Origin of the sequence: Caballeronia sp. ATUFL_F1_KS39, assembly GCF_023630985.1 — a bacterium.
Lineage (GTDB): Bacteria > Pseudomonadota > Gammaproteobacteria > Burkholderiales > Burkholderiaceae > Caballeronia > Caballeronia zhejiangensis.
Genome location: NZ_JALQDZ010000036.1, coordinates 46,137 through 60,883 on the forward strand (window position 1 = coordinate 46,137; position 14,747 = coordinate 60,883).

11 protein-coding genes are annotated in these 14,747 nt (G+C 61.8%); 2 read left to right on the plus strand and 9 right to left on the minus strand.

Features of this window, described 5'->3' with window-relative positions:
• Positions 1 to 2: 2 nt before the first annotated feature.
• The 9 genes from NCR93_RS17375 to NCR93_RS17415 form a co-directional block, all read right to left on the minus strand.
• A complete protein-coding gene (locus NCR93_RS17375) occupies positions 3 to 2,003 on the minus strand; it encodes an acyl CoA:acetate/3-ketoacid CoA transferase (protein ID WP_175979373.1) in 2,001 nt (666 codons plus the stop codon).
• Between the two features lie 96 nt (positions 2,004 to 2,099).
• On the minus strand, positions 2,100 to 4,025 hold the full coding sequence (locus tag NCR93_RS17380) for a potassium transporter Kup (protein ID WP_175979374.1): 1,926 nt from the start codon (positions 4,023 to 4,025) through the stop codon (positions 2,100 to 2,102).
• Positions 4,026 to 4,147: 122 nt separating this feature from the next.
• Entirely contained in the window at positions 4,148 to 4,984 is an 837-nt protein-coding gene (locus tag NCR93_RS17385; RefSeq protein ID WP_008353278.1) for a shikimate dehydrogenase family protein, read from the minus strand.
• Between the two features lie 82 nt (positions 4,985 to 5,066).
• On the minus strand, positions 5,067 to 5,801 hold the full coding sequence (locus NCR93_RS17390) for an ABC transporter ATP-binding protein (protein ID WP_175979375.1): 735 nt from the start codon (positions 5,799 to 5,801) through the stop codon (positions 5,067 to 5,069).
• A gap of 662 nt (positions 5,802 to 6,463) precedes the next feature.
• Positions 6,464 to 8,407 (minus strand): branched-chain amino acid ABC transporter ATP-binding protein/permease, encoded by a 1,944-nt coding sequence (locus NCR93_RS17395; protein ID WP_175979376.1) that lies wholly within the window; start codon positions 8,405 to 8,407, stop codon positions 6,464 to 6,466.
• Between the two features lie 10 nt (positions 8,408 to 8,417).
• Entirely contained in the window at positions 8,418 to 9,290 is an 873-nt protein-coding gene (locus NCR93_RS17400) for a branched-chain amino acid ABC transporter permease (protein ID WP_175979377.1), read from the minus strand.
• A gap of 762 nt (positions 9,291 to 10,052) precedes the next feature.
• Complete coding sequence (locus NCR93_RS17405; protein WP_175979378.1) at positions 10,053 to 11,264, minus strand: ABC transporter substrate-binding protein; 1,212 nt, start codon at positions 11,262 to 11,264, stop codon at positions 10,053 to 10,055.
• Positions 11,265 to 11,659: 395 nt separating this feature from the next.
• On the minus strand, positions 11,660 to 12,379 hold the full coding sequence (locus tag NCR93_RS17410) for an anti-sigma factor family protein (protein WP_175979379.1): 720 nt from the start codon (positions 12,377 to 12,379) through the stop codon (positions 11,660 to 11,662).
• Entirely contained in the window at positions 12,369 to 13,040 is a 672-nt protein-coding gene (locus tag NCR93_RS17415; RefSeq protein ID WP_008353267.1) for an RNA polymerase sigma factor, read from the minus strand. The genes NCR93_RS17410 and NCR93_RS17415 overlap by 11 nt, the downstream gene beginning before the upstream one ends.
• A gap of 305 nt (positions 13,041 to 13,345) precedes the next feature.
• On the opposite strand from NCR93_RS17415, the gene NCR93_RS17420 reads away from it, so the two are divergent.
• Together NCR93_RS17420 and NCR93_RS17425 are read left to right on the plus strand one after the other, a co-directional pair.
• Complete coding sequence (locus tag NCR93_RS17420; protein ID WP_175979380.1) at positions 13,346 to 14,335, plus strand: metallophosphoesterase family protein; 990 nt, start codon at positions 13,346 to 13,348, stop codon at positions 14,333 to 14,335.
• Positions 14,332 to 14,745 (plus strand): cupredoxin domain-containing protein, encoded by a 414-nt coding sequence (locus tag NCR93_RS17425; protein WP_008353264.1) that lies wholly within the window; start codon positions 14,332 to 14,334, stop codon positions 14,743 to 14,745. The genes NCR93_RS17420 and NCR93_RS17425 overlap by 4 nt, the downstream gene beginning before the upstream one ends.
• Positions 14,746 to 14,747: the final 2 nt, after the last annotated feature.

Below are 14,747 nucleotides of genomic sequence, written 5' to 3' on the forward strand. Positions count from 1 at the left end.
CTTCATTCCGACGCGCGTTTCGATTCGTGTTCGCGCGCTTCTTCAGGGCTTTCGTAGATATACGGCGCGACGCCGCGACGTTTCAGTGCGTCGCCGAGTTTCAGCCTTAGAAAGCTGCTCGTCGTATAGCGCGTCACGCGGTCATAGTGTCCATCGACGAGCTTCGTGACCATTTCCGAATACGCGTCGAGCATGTCGGGGCGAATCGAAAAGTTATCGTAGTTCACGATCGCGTGCGGCTTCGTCGTCACGCCCGCTAACTGCTTTTCGACTTCGCGGCGAATCGCTTCGACATCGCTCAGGCTCTTCACTTCATGGCCTTCGAAGTTGATGAAGAAGAGATTCTTCTCCGCGTCGTAGCTGAAGCGTTCGGCGAGATCGAGCCTCAGCAGGATATTGCGCAAGCCCATTGGCGCATCGCGGAAGATGCGTTCGTCCATCAGACGCGGCGGCGTGTCCATGATCGGCGCGAAACCCATTTGCGCGACGATGTCTCGCTCGATATCGACGCCCGGTGCGACCTCGGTCAGCGCAAGTCCCTTGTCCGTGAGTTCGAACACGCAGCGCTCGGTGATATAGATCACGGTCTGCCCGCGCTCCGCCGCATAACGCCCGCTGAACGTGCGATGCTCGACGGCATCGACGAACTTGCGGCATTCGCCTTCGCGGCGAATCTCGAGCTTGCCTTCGTTGATCGCGACATGGAGCTTGCCCGCATTGAAAGTGCCGACGAACACGACCTTCTTCGCCGCCTGGCTGATATTGATGAAGCCGCCCGCGCCCGCGAGCTTCGGCCCAAACTTGCTCACGTTGAGATTGCCTTCGCCGTCCGCTTGCGCAAGACCTAGGAACGCGATGTCGAGGCCGCCGCCATCGTAGAAGTCGAACTGATACGGCTGATCGATGATCGCCTGCGTATTCGTCGCCGCGCCGAAATTGAGGCCGCCCGCGGGAATGCCGCCGATCACGCCCGGCTCCGTCGTCATCGTGAAGAGATCGATCACCTGCTCTTCGTTCGCGACGCTCGCGATGCCCTCCGGCATGCCGATGCCGAGATTCACGACGCTATTGGCCATCAATTCGAACGCCGCTCGCCGCGCGATGATCTTGCGTTCCGTAAGCGACATCGGCGGCACCGAACTCGCGGCCACGCGCAATTCGCTCGAAAACGCCGCGCTGTATTGCTCGCCGAAGGTCTGCCAGTGATTGTCGGGCTTTGCCAGTACGACGCAGTCGACCATCACGCCGGGTATCTTCACTTGGCGCGAGTTGAGCGTGTTCGATTCCGCAAGCCGCTCGACTTGCGCGATCACGATGCCGCCCGAATTGCGCGCGGCCATCGCGATGGACAACGCTTCGAGCGTCAGCGCTTCCTTTTCCATCGTGACGTTGCCGTTGAGATCGGCGGTCGTGCCGCGCACGATGGCGACGTCGATCGGAAAGGTCTTGTAGTAGAGATAGTCCGTGCCGTCGATCTCCATGAGCCGCACGAGATCTTCCGTCGTGCGCGCATTGAGCTTGCCGCCGCCGCTGCGCGGATCGACGAAGGTGCCGAGCCCGACCGTCGAAAGTTGCCCTGGCCGATGCGCGGCGATATCGCGAAAGAGCTGCGAGATCACGCCTTGCGGCAGGTTATACGCTTCGATGCGATTCTCTATCGCCATCTTCTGAAGGCCCGGCACGAGTCCCCAGTGCCCGCCGATCACGCGCTTGACGAGCCCTTCGCGCGCCAGATGATTGAGGCCTTTGCTGCGGCCATCGCCCTGACCCGCCGCATACACGAGCGTGAGGTCCGCGATCGGATCGTCGCCTTCGACGAAGCGTTCTTCGAGCGCGATCGCCACTTCTTCCGCGAAGCCGATGCCGACGAAACCGCTCGTCGCGATCGTGTCGCCCGAGCGTATCAGCCGCACGGCCTCGCGCGCGGACGAGATCTTGCCGCGTTCGACGAGGCGCGCTGTCGATGGAAACGGATGGCGGGTCGGCGTGTTGCTGGCGGTCATGGCGTCTCCTGTCTGCCGCATTTCTTATCGTGAGTTTCGCTTGAATACGCGCCGCCTGCTTGCGTCGAACGCACGCAAATCAGCTGATTTGCGCCGTTATATCTCGACGCGCGCGCCGAGTTCGATCACGCGATCGGCCGGTAATCGCAAATAGGCCGCGACGTTGCCGACATTGTGCAACATGATCGCGAACAGCCGTTCGCGCCATAAGGCCATGCCGGCGCCGGGCGTCGGCACGACGGTCGCGCGCGACATGAAGTACGAGATCGTCGCGCGATCGAATTTCAGCCCGGCCCCGCGGCACTTTTCCAGCGCGGCGGGAAGATCGACTTCGTCCTTGAAACCGTAGTTCACCGTCACCTGGAAGCAGCCGTTGCCGAGCGTTTCGATCGACACGCGGCGCGCTTCGTCGACCCATGGCACAGGCTCGGTCGCGACCGTCAAAAAGACCGTGTGTTCGTGCAGCACGCGGTTATGCATGAGGTTGTTCAGCAGCGAATGCGGCACGCCGCTCGGATCGTTCGACATGAAGATCGCCGTGCCTTCCACGCGCGCCGGCGAACGTTCGAGCAGGTTGGCGAGAAACGGCTTGAGCGGCATCGTGCCCGCACGCGCGCGCGCTTCCTGAATCATCATCTGCGCACCGCGTCCCCACGTCGCCATGATCGTGAACATCACGAGACCGATCGCCACAGGGAACCAGCCGCCGTCCGCAATCTTCAGGCAATTCGCCGAAAAGAACATCGCGTCGATCACGAAGAAGAATGCGGTGGCGAAGATACATAGTGCCCAGTTGTATCGCCACGCATAGCGGATCACGAAGAACGTCAGCAACGTGGTGATGAGCATCGTGCCCGTGACCGCGATGCCGTATGCGGAGCCGAGCGCCGTCGACGAGCCGAAGCCGAGCACGGCCGCGACCACTGCGAGCAGGAGCGTCCAGTTGATGCCCGGCACATAGATCTGCCCGATCTCCCGCGCCGATGTGTACACGACGCTCATGCGCGGCAGAAAGCCGAGCTGCATCGCCTGCTTGGTCATCGAATAGGTGCCCGAGATCACGGCCTGCGATGCGATGACGGTCGCGATGGTGGAGAGCACGACCATCGGATAGAGCATCCACGATGGAAAGAGCCGGTAGAACGGATTCTGCAACGCGGCGGGATCGGCGATAAGAAGCGCGCCCTGACCGAGATAGTTGAGCGCGAGCGCGGGGAAGACGATCGCGAACCATGTCAGGCGGATGGGCCGCGAACCGAAGTGGCCCATGTCGGCATAGAGCGCTTCGGCGCCCGTGAGCGAAAGCACGACCGCGCCCAGCGCAACGAACGCGAGCCACCGATGCCGCATGCAGAACTCGAGTCCTTCGAGCGGATTGAGCGCCGCGAGGATATGCGGCGATTCCTTGATGTTCATGAGCCCCGACACGGCCAGCACGATGAACCACAGCACCATCACCGGCCCGAAGACGGCGCCGATGCCCGACGTACCGTGCTTTTGCATCACGAACAGCGCGACCAGCGCGACGAGCGTGAGGGGCACGACATAAGGCTGAAGGCCGGGCGCCGCCACTTCGAGGCCTTCCACTGCGCTCAGCACGGAAATGGCGGGCGTGATGACGCCATCGCCGTAAAAGAGCGCCGCGCCCATCACGCCGACGAGCAGCAGCACATGCTTCAGCCGCTTCTTCGATTCCACCGACGATGCCGCGAGCGCGAGCAGCGCCATGATGCCGCCTTCGCCGTGATTGTTGGCGCGCAGGATCAGCGTCACGTACTTGAGCGACACGATGATGGTGAGCGACCAGAAGATCAGCGACACGATGCCGATCACGTTCGCCGGCTGCAAAGGCAGGCCGCCCGCGGGATCGAACACGGTCTTGAGCGTATAGAGCGGACTCGTGCCGATATCACCGTAGACTACGCCGAGCGCCGCGAGCGAGAGCCCCATCAATGCCGGATGGCCGTGCGGCTTCGGCGCGTGATTGTCATCGGCCGGCAAGCCGGGTGCAGTCGATCCCATGATTCCTCCCTGCTTTTCCGAGCCGCGCATACGGGCGGCCTATTTGTCAGAGGATGAGCGTCTGCCTTGCTGTGTCGATAAAAGTATAGGAACGAAGCGCGGTTATGTCCGCGCAGGCTTCGTTACGCGTATTTGATCTGAGCGACCGCGCGCAGCTCGTCGGCAGTGGCGGTGCCGTAGCCGAAGAACTCCAGATACGCCGGAATCATCTCGAACAGCATGTCCGTGCCGACCTGCACGGCGCAGCCCTTGTCTTTCGCGGCGCGCAGGAGCGGCGTGTATTCCGACTTCATCACCACTTCGCCGACGAACGTGCCTGGCGCGATGCGGTCGATATCGAACGGCAGCGGGTCCGTGTCCTTCATGCCGAGCGGTGTCGCGTTGACGATGACGTCGAAGCCGTCGGGATCTTTCGTATCGGTTCTGACGATCAGGTTCGGATAGTGCTCGCGCAAGCGCGAGGCGAGCCCTTCGACGGACGCCGTGTTGGTGTCGAAGATAGCGAGTTCCGCGACGCCCGCCGCCGCGAGCGATGCCGCGATCGGCGAGCCGACGCCGCCGCTGCCGAGCACGAGCACGCGTGTGCCCGCGAGTTTGCGGCCCTTGCGCTCGACGCCGCGCACGAAGCCCGCGCCGTCGAACTGATCGCCGACGAGCCTGCCGTCTTCGCGCTTCAGGATTGCGTTGCAGGCTCCGGCGATGCGCGCGGTGGGACTCACTTCATCCATCAGGCCGACGGTCGTGATCTTGTGCGGCATGGTGACGAGCGCGCCGCGGATGTTCGTCAGCTTGAACAGATGCGGCAGGAACGCGACGTAATCGTCGGGTTTGACGCCCATCGGCACGACGACCGCATCGATGCCCTGTTTGTCGAACCAGGGGTTGTAGATCATCGGGGCCTTGAACGCTTCGGTCGGGTAGCCGAGGTGAGCAATCAGAGTGGTCTTGCCGCTGATCATGGCAGCTCCTTTCACGATGTCGGACGCGCGCGGTCGCGCTCCGATCATGATAGAGCGGATTGCGTCTGCCGCAGTGCGGCAATCAGTGACTCGCGCCGAGGTAGGCCGCCTTCACCGACGGATCGTTGCGCAACTGCTCTGCGGGGCCGTGTGTCGCGACGCGTCCGTTTTCGAGCACGTAGCCGTAATCCGCGACATTGAGCGCTGCGGCTGCGAACTGTTCGACTAGCAGCATCGTGACGCCGTCCGCTTTGAGGCGCTCGATGATGCGAAAGACTTCGTCGACGAGAATGGGCGCGAGACCCATCGACGGTTCGTCGAGCAGGACGAGGTCCGGATTGAGCATGATGGCGCGCGCCATGGCGAGCATCTGCTGTTCGCCGCCCGATAGCGTGCCGGCGAGTTGATTGCGACGTTCTTTCAGACGCGGAAAGAGTTCGATCGCGCGTTCGAGATCGGCGCTGACATCGCCCTTCGGGCGCGACCATGTGAGACGCGGAAAAGCGCCGAGCAGCAGGTTATCGGTGACGGACATGGTCGCGAATACGCGGCGTCCTTCCGGTGAATGCGCGAGTCCGAGGCGCGCGATCTTGTGCGAATCGAGCGAATCGATGCGCTTGGAGTTGCTGCCGACGCCCATTGTGATTTCGCCCTCGGTCGGCTTGATCATGCCGGAGATGGCGCGCATCGTCGTGGTCTTGCCGGCGCCGTTCGAGCCGATCAGCGTGACGACTTTTGCCTTCGGCACGGTTAGTGAGATGCCGTGGAGGACTTTGACTTTGCCGTAGCCGGCGTGGAGGTTTGTTATCGTCAGCATTTTTCTTTTTCGGCTTTTGGGGGAATCCTGTGATCGTGTCGGTCTATTAGCACTGCCCCTGTGCGGGGCGGCACTCACTTTCTTTGCTGCTGCAAAGAAAGTAAGCAAAGAAAGCAGCCTCTGATACGCCCGCGGTCACACGCAATTTGGGTAGTCCTCTCGTCGTTCGTGGGCTGCCTAAAGAGTGCCCTCATAGGCCCAACCGGGCTTGGCTCGCGCACGGTCTGTCTCATCGCACCACACGCCAAACTGGTTCAGCACCAAATAGCTCCGGCCCGCTTCGCGGCCGACCGGTCAATTGGGTCCGCGCGTGCTTCTCTACTAACGTCTCCATCTCACTGCAATCGCCGCCCTTTGGTTTCCCTTGCGGACCCGGCGGCAGCGCGTAGCGCTGTGCCGAAGCTCTTTCGTGCTGAACCAGTGTCCTCAGCGCTTTCGGGCGGCGGACCGTGCGCGATCCAAGCCCGATTGGTCCTTTGAGGGCGACACTTAGGCGAGTGCCACCGAGGACGAGAGAACTACCCAAATTGCGTGTGACCGCGGGCCTGAAAAGCTGCTTTCTTTGCCTACTTTCTTTGCAGCAGCAAAGAAAGTAGGTGCCGCCCCGCACAGGGGCAACGCTAATAGACCACTAATAAAACGGGATCCGGCGAAAACAAAACCTAAGCCACCTGCGCCGCCTGCCCCCCCAAATAAGCCTCGATAACCTTCTCATTAGCCTGAATCTCGGAAGGCTTCCCTTCGGCGATTTTCTGCCCGAAGTCCAGCACGGAAACCGTATCGCAAACGCTCATCACCACATCCATATGATGCTCGATCAACACAAGCGTGATGCCATGATTGCGCACCTTGCGAATGATCGCGACGAGTTCGCGAATATCCGGCGCGGTCAATCCGGCCGCGGGTTCATCGAGCAGAAGCAATTGCGGATCGAGCGCCAACGCACGCGCGATTTCAAGCAGACGCTGCTTGCCGTAGGGCAGATTGCGCGCTTCCTCTCCGGCGACATGCTCCAGGCCCACAAAACGAAGCATGTTGAACGCACGCTCACGCGCCGAGCGCTCTTCGCGCCGATATCGCGGACTCATCACGCCGACATCCGCGATGTTCGATCTGAACGTGTGATGCAAGCCGACGAGCACATTCTCCAAAGCCGTCATCTCGCCGAAGAGCTGCACGTTCTGAAACGTCCGAGCGATGCCCGACAGCGCAATCTTCGACGACGTACGCCCCGCGAGCGATTGCCCCTCGTATTCGATCGCGCCAGCAGTCGGGACATAGATGCCCGTCAGCACGTTCATCATCGTGCTCTTGCCGGAACCGTTGGGACCGATGAGGCCGTGGATCGTGCCGCGCTTCACAGTGAGATTCACATCGTTCAACGCCTTCAGGCCGCTGAACTGCATCAGCACGCCGCGCACGTCGAGGATCGTATCCGCGCCTTCCGTATCGACCGCCGCGACGGCATCGTCCTGGCGCGTATGGCTCGCGAGCTCATCGGTATCGACCTTCGTCACGCGCACGCGGCCAAGGTTCAGCGTCTTGCGCACGAAGCCGACGATGCCATCCTGCAGGTAATAAACGACGAGCAGGATCATCAGACCGAAGATGGTCAGACGCCAGTCGGTGAGCGCCTCGATCCAGAACGAAAACACCGCGAGTCCCGCCGTGCCGACGATCGGCACCGCAACGCGCTGCGGCGTCGTCGTCTTCTTCGCGAGCGCAAGCGCGGCGCCCGCGACGACGACGACCGCCAGCGCCGTCGCGACGACGCGGAAGTTGGAGATATCGTCGAGCAGCTTGGGTAACATGACGATCACCGTCGAACCGATGATCGCGCCCGTGCGCGTCTTGCGTCCGCCCATGATGATGGCGAGCAGGAAGAGGATGGTCAGTTCGAAGTTATAGGTGTTAGGCGAAATGTATTGCTCGGAATACGAGTACAGGCAGCCCGCGAGGCCCGCGAATCCCGCACTGATTACGAATGCAATTACCTTGTAGCGATACACCGACACGCCCATGCAGTCCGATGCGATGGGGCTGTCGCGCAGCGCTTCGAATGCGCGCCCGAGATGCGACTTCAGCACGCGATGCACGACGATCAGCGACACGACGAGCAGCGCCGCGACGAGCCAGTAGTACTGCACCTCATCGAGCCTGTGTCCCGCGAACATCGGCTTCGGGATCTTGAGACCCATCGGTCCGTTGGTGAGGAAATCCATCTCGTTGATGAGAATCTGGATGATCGTGCCGAACGCGAGCGTCACCATCGCGAGATACGGACCGGACACGCGCAGCGCGGGCAATGCAAGGATCGCGCCGAAGCCGGCTGTGATCAGAATCGAAAGCGGCGCGGTCAGATAGAACGGCATGCCGAGCTTGATGAACAGCACGCCCGCCGTGTATGCGCCCACGCCGAACAATCCCGCGTGACCGAGCGACACTTGCCCCGTGTAACCCACGACGATATCGAGCCCGAACAGCAGGATCGCGTAGATCATGATGGTTTCGACGAGGTGGATGTAGTACGGATTGCCCGACGCCACCGGGAAAATTGCGAGTGCGGCGAGTCCGACGAGCGCCGCGATCCAGTTCTTTGCTTTCATCGTCGCCGCCTCAGACTTTCTTGATCGCCGTCTTGCCGAAGAGACCTGCGGGCTTGACCGCGAGCACGATCAAGAGCAGCACGAGTCCCGGCACGTCCTTGTAGCCGGTGGAGATATAGAAGCCGGTCGTCGTCTCCGCGATGCCCAGGATCATCCCGCCGACGATGATGCCCATGCCGCTCGACAAGCCACCGATGATCGCCACGGCAAACGCCTTGAGGCCGAGCACCGCGCCCATCGTCGCGCCGGTCAATGTCAGCGGCGCGATCAAAACCCCTGCAAATGCAGCGGTCAACGACGAAAGCGCATATGAAAACGTGATGACGAGGCCGGTGTTGATGCCCATGAGCGACGCTGCATCGCGATCGTTCGCGGTCGCGACCACGGCCTTGCCGAAGATCGTCTTGCGGTTGAAGAACTCGACCGCGAGCATCATCACGAGCGCGCCGCCGACGACGAGCAGTTCCATCGGCAGCACGTTTGCGCCGAAGACCTTCAGAGGCGCTTCGGGCAGGGGCGAAGGAAAGCGCAGATCGTCGCGGCCCCAGACGTTTTCCGCGACGTTCTTGAAGATGATGCCGAGCGCGATCGTCGACATGATCCAGCCGAACTCGGACTTGATCTTGATGGCGGGCCGCACGCCGATGCGTTCGACGAACGCGCCCTGCGCGAGGCCGAAGAGACACACGAGCGGAATCATCAGCCAGTAGTTGACGCCAGCGGATACGAGCGTGAGGCCGACGAGCGCGCCGAGCATCAGGGCATCGCCCTGGCCGAAGTTCAGCGTGCCGGATGTGGCGAAGGTGAGTTGATAGCCGAACGCGATCACGGCGTAGATCATGCCGAGTGCTATGCCGCTATAGACGAGTTGAAGGAGGATCATGGTCGGTGTTTTTCTTGTGCAGGTCTGCGCTTCTTGAGATTCCTGATTTCGCTTCGGTCTATAGCTTTTGCGTGATGCTGTTTTGCTGGATCGCGTTTTCGTGTCGGCTCGGTGTCGTCGCCGGATCCCGCTCTCGCGTCGGTCTATTAGCACTGCCCCTGTGCGGGGCGGCACTCACTTTCTTTGCTGCTGCAAAGAAAGTAAGCAAAGAAAGCAGCTACTGATACGCCCGCGGTCACACGCAATTTGGGTAGTCCTCTCGTCCATCGTGGGCTGCCTAAGGAGTGCCCTCATGGGCCCCATCGAGCTTGGCTCGCGCACGGTCCGTGTCATCGCACCACACACCAAACTGGTTCAGCACCAAATAGCTCCGGCCCGCTTCGCGGCCGACCGGTCAATCGGGTCCGCGCGTGCTTCTCTACTAACGTCTCCATCTCACTGCAATCGCCGCCCTTTGGTTTCCCTTGCGGACCCGGCGGCAGCGCGTAGCGCTGTGCCGAAGCTCTTTCGTGCTGAACCAGCGGCCATCTAAAACTAGCTCGGCGGACCGTGCGCGAGCCAAGCCCGATGAGGCCTATGAGGGCACTCTTAGGCGAGTGCCATCGAGGACGAGAGAACTACCCAAATTGCGTGTGACCGCGGGCTTGAAGAGCTGCTTTCTTTGCCTACTTTCTTTGCAGCAGCAAAGAAAGTAGGTGCCGCCCCGCACAGGGGCAACGCTAATAGACCGACACGAACACGGGATCCGGCGATATAAAAAAATCAATTCGAAGCACTAGTGGTCTGCTTGGACCGCAGAGTCCCGCCGCCTTTCTTATCGGCGTCATACGCATAGATCACCCGCCCGCCCTTCACCTCCCCGATAACCGGCACATTCGGCGTAATAGCCTCGTGATCGCCCTTCGTAAAGGGCTTGTCGTACACCATCACGACACCTTCCACCTTAGTGTTCAAATTCTCGAGCGCTTCCTTGACCTTCGGCCCATCCGTCGTCCCCGCCTGCTTGATGGCCGCAGCAAGCAAATACACCGAGTCGTAACCTTGCGCAGCAGAGACCGGCGAATCGATCCGCTCGTTCTTCGGCTTGAATTCCTTCAGATAAGCCTCGATGAAGGCCTTGCGCTTCGGCGTGTTCGCTTCCTGAATGAAAGTCTGCGGCATGCGCGCACCTTCGCCGTTAGTGCCGGCATTGTCGATGTAATTGGCCATCGAAAGCGTCCAGCTACCGATCAAAGGCACCTTCCATCCAAGCTTGGCCATGCCGTTCGCGATCTGCGCAAGCTCGGGCCCGATGCCGTAAGTCAGCACCGCTTCCGCACCCGCCTCCTTCGCCTTCAGCAACTGGGCCGTCATGTCGACGTCCTTGATGTTGAACTTCTCCACGGCGACGGGCTTCACGCCTTTCGCGGCAAGCGCCTTTTCCAGATCCTCGCGGCCGAGCTGGCCGTAGTTGGTCGAATCGGCGAGAATCGCGACCTTCTTGAAGCCACGCTTCGTCACCGCTTCCTCGACGATCATCGGCGCCTGAATGCGATCGGCGGCAGCGTTGCGGAACACGTAGTTATCGGGCTGATCGTCGAATTGCTTCGTTACCACCGTGCCGGTCGCGACATTGTTGAACACCGGAATCTTCGCTTCCTGAAAGAAGCGCTGCGATGCGAGCGCTACGCCCGTGTTGATATAGCCGACAACCGCGACAACCTTCTCCTTGTTGATGAGCTCCTGCGCGATCTGCACGCCGCGCTCGTTCTTCGCTTCGTCATCGCGCTCGACCAGCGCGATCTGACGCCCAAGCACGCCGCCCGATTTGTTGATCTCGGCGGTGGCAAGACGCACGCCATCGCGCATGCTGACACCCATGGAAGACGAACCGCCCGTGAACGGACCATCGACGCCGATCTTGATCGGGTCGGCCGCGTGCGCCAACGAGAAAACGCCGAACGCGAGCGTGCTCGCAATGAGCTTCATCTTCATGTGTGTCTCCGTCGCCTGATTCGTTATTTGAAAGTCCCATGCAACGCGGCGAATTTCGCAATGCCTTTTAAACGCATTCCGCGTTATCGATTACATAGACTGTGAGCGAGTTTAGAAAAATGTAAGGATATGACCATATTCGGACATACCCGAAGAGCACGAGCGTTAGGCCACACCCAATGCATCGCAACTGTGCAAAGCCCGGCATAACCCGGAAAAGATGCGAATTTAGACAGCATCCCAAAGCGTTTTCATGGCTTTCGAAACGGAGAAAACAGCGGGTATACGCGTAACGCCAAAGAAAAAAACGCGCGGCATCCCGGAGGATGACCGCGCGTAACCTTGCGCACTCTTCAGGCTATCGCAGCGATGACAGCGTTTGCGCGATGCACTTGTTATCGCGGCGCACCGGTTTCGATCGCGTGCGCGAACTGACGCAGCACCGCGCCCGATGCATCGGTGACGGCCCAGAACGTCATGCCATCGTGATTCCAGCGCGCGAGCGCGTACCCATCGTCGGATTGCGTGACGACCGGCTCCGTCTTCGCTTCGCCCTTGCGCTCGGGAAATACGTACACGTCGATCGGATGCTTCAGGTAGCGATACACGACGACCGCCACCGGCCGATGATCGATGTAATCCAGCCGTCCGCCGACGAGCGCGAAGCCCGGACCCGCCGGATCGATCACCGGCGGCGCATAGTCGATCCGGCCGTTGAACCACGGCTTAACCGTGTGCTTGTCGCTGGACAACACGTCGATCGGACGATCCGACATCAGCGCGCGCACATGGCTCGACACGATCTCCTGCGCGATGGGCGAGCCCGTCGATACGGACGAGACGAGCGGCAGCGCCTGGAACCACAGCATCGTGCCGAGCACGAGCGCCGAGAGCGTCGCGCCCGCGAATGCGCCGCCGAAGAACGGCCACGGCGCGGCAAACGGATTGCGCGAGCCGCGTTTCGCCGGACGCGCCGGCTCGCGCCTGCACGCCTCTTCCTCGGCCTGAGCCCGCACGCGCGCCAGCACTTGCGTGCGCAGATGCACCGGCGCGCGCTGATACAGCGAACCATCGGTAAGCCTCGCATCGAGCGAGGCAATGTCGTTATTTTCCATTTCCCGACTCCTCTGCGTGACCCGGTCCCGCGCGGCGCACGAGGCGCACGCTCGGCTTGTCCTGCCCGCCCTGGGCCGCGCGCACCGCCCCCGCCAGCATCTTGCGGCCGCGCGCGAGCCGTGACATCACCGTGCCGATCGGCACGCCGGTCACGGATGCAACTTCCTTGTAGCTCATGTCTTCGAGTTCGCGTAACACCAGCACCTCGCGAAAGGCGATCGGCAGCGCCTCCAGCGCGCGATGCACCAGATGAATTTCGTCGCGGCGCACGGCGAGCGTTTCGGGATCGGCCGCGCCTTCCTCCGACCATCCCGGCAAGGCTTCGTCGCCGCCCAGTTCCTCGTCGTAGGGCGTCGCGTCGGCGAGTTGCACGCGCCGCCGCCACTCCGTGAACCACGTATTGCGCACGATCGCGAGCAGCCACGCACGCGCGTTCGCCTCCTCGCCGCCTTCGAATCCGCCGAAGAAGCGGAACGCGCGCAGATAGGCTTCCTGCACGACATCGTCGGCATCGTTCGCGCTTCCCGACAGCCAGCGCGCGAGGTTGTACGCGGCGTCCAGATGCGGCATCACCGTCGCTTCGAAGCGCGCGTGGACCGCCTCGGCGTCCGCCTGGCCGCGGCGCCCGGACCTGTCTTCTTTCGACCTGCCTGGCCACATCGCGCGGGTCTCCTTTCCACAATCACGTTCGGAAAACTTCGTTCGGGCGCGGCGGCATCGCTTTTCCGCGCCTTCCCATCCGTTACTCCTCACGCGGGCGCTTTATTCCCGTTTGCAACGGCGACTCAAAAAAATATAGCGGGAATATCCCGCCGCATTCGCTGGTTCGATGGACGGATGCCAACGCGATCCTGCCCGCCGCAACGGGCATCGCCGGCTTCGCGCCCATGCACCGAGCCGCCGTGGGCACGACTTCACCGATTCGAACGACAAGAACCGCGGCCGTCATCATCAAAGGAACCATCATGAAACCCGACCCGAACGCACTGCCGCCCGCGCAGCAACGCGACGAACTCGACGAGCACGGCAAGCGCCGCCGCACCGCACTTTCGTGCATGGCCTGGGCGGGCGCCGGCGTCATCTGGACGGTGAGCGGCGGCGTGCCCGTTTCGCGCCTGATCTCGTCGGCGGAAGCGGCCGAGCAGACCGGCTCGTTTAGCTTCGTGCAGATCAGCGACAGTCACATCGGCTTCAACAAGGATCCGAACACGGAGCCGACGAGCACGCTCGAAGAAGCCATCAACCGCGTGAGCGCGATGGAAAAACGCCCCGCGTTCATGATCCACACGGGCGACATCACGCATCTGTCGAAGCCCGCGCAATTCGACACGGCGACGCAGATCATCGGCAAGTCGGGCATGGACGTGCATTACGTTCCCGGCGAGCACGACGTGCTGGTCGAAGAAGGCAACGCGTTTTTCGACCGCTTTTCCGGGCAATACGGCAAAGGCAGCACGCGTCACTGGTACAGCTTCGATCAGGGCGGCGTGCATTTCATCGGCCTGACCAACGTGATCGACCTGAAGGGCGGCGGCCTCGGCTTTCTCGGCGATGCGCAGCTCGCGTGGCTCAAGGCGGATCTGCAGGGCAAATCGAGCAGCACGCCGATCGTCGTGTTCGCGCACATTCCGCTGTGGGCGTTGTATCCGCAATGGGGATGGGGCACCGACGACAGCGCGCAGGCGCTCGCGCTCTTGAAACGCTTCGGCTCGGTAACGGTGCTGAACGGCCACGTCCATCAGGTGGCGCAGAAAGTGGAGGGAGAGATGCGCTTTTATTCGGCGATGTCGACGGCGTTTCCGCAGCCCGCGCCGGGCGCACCGTCCGGTCCGGGGCCGATGAAAGTGCCATCCGAACAATTGCGCACGATGCTCGGCCTGCGCGAAGTCACGCATATCGCGGGACGCGGGCAACTTGCCGTCACCGATACGTCGCTCGCGGGGGTGCAGTCATGATCGCATCGACGATTGCGCACTACGTTTCGCCCGACAATCTCCGCCCGCTCGCCGGCAAGCTGCTGCGCCAGGCCGCGCTTGCGCTGGTCGTGAAAGGCGTCATCGGCGTGGCGATTCCGTCGGCGTGCGCGGCAGAACCCGCGCAACAGGTCGCGCTGGCGAACGCGCCGACCGTTTCCATCGACAACTTCGCGTTCAATCAGGCGACGATTACCGTGCCCGTCGGTACGAAGGTGACGTGGGTGAATCACGACGACATGCTGCATACCGTCGCCGACGAGGGAAAGAGCTTCAAGTCCGATCCGCTCGACAGCGGCGACAGCTTCTCGCATGTGTTCGACAAACCGGGCACGTACAAGTACTTCTGTTCGCTGCATCCGCACATGACGGGGACGGTCGTCGTGCAATGAGT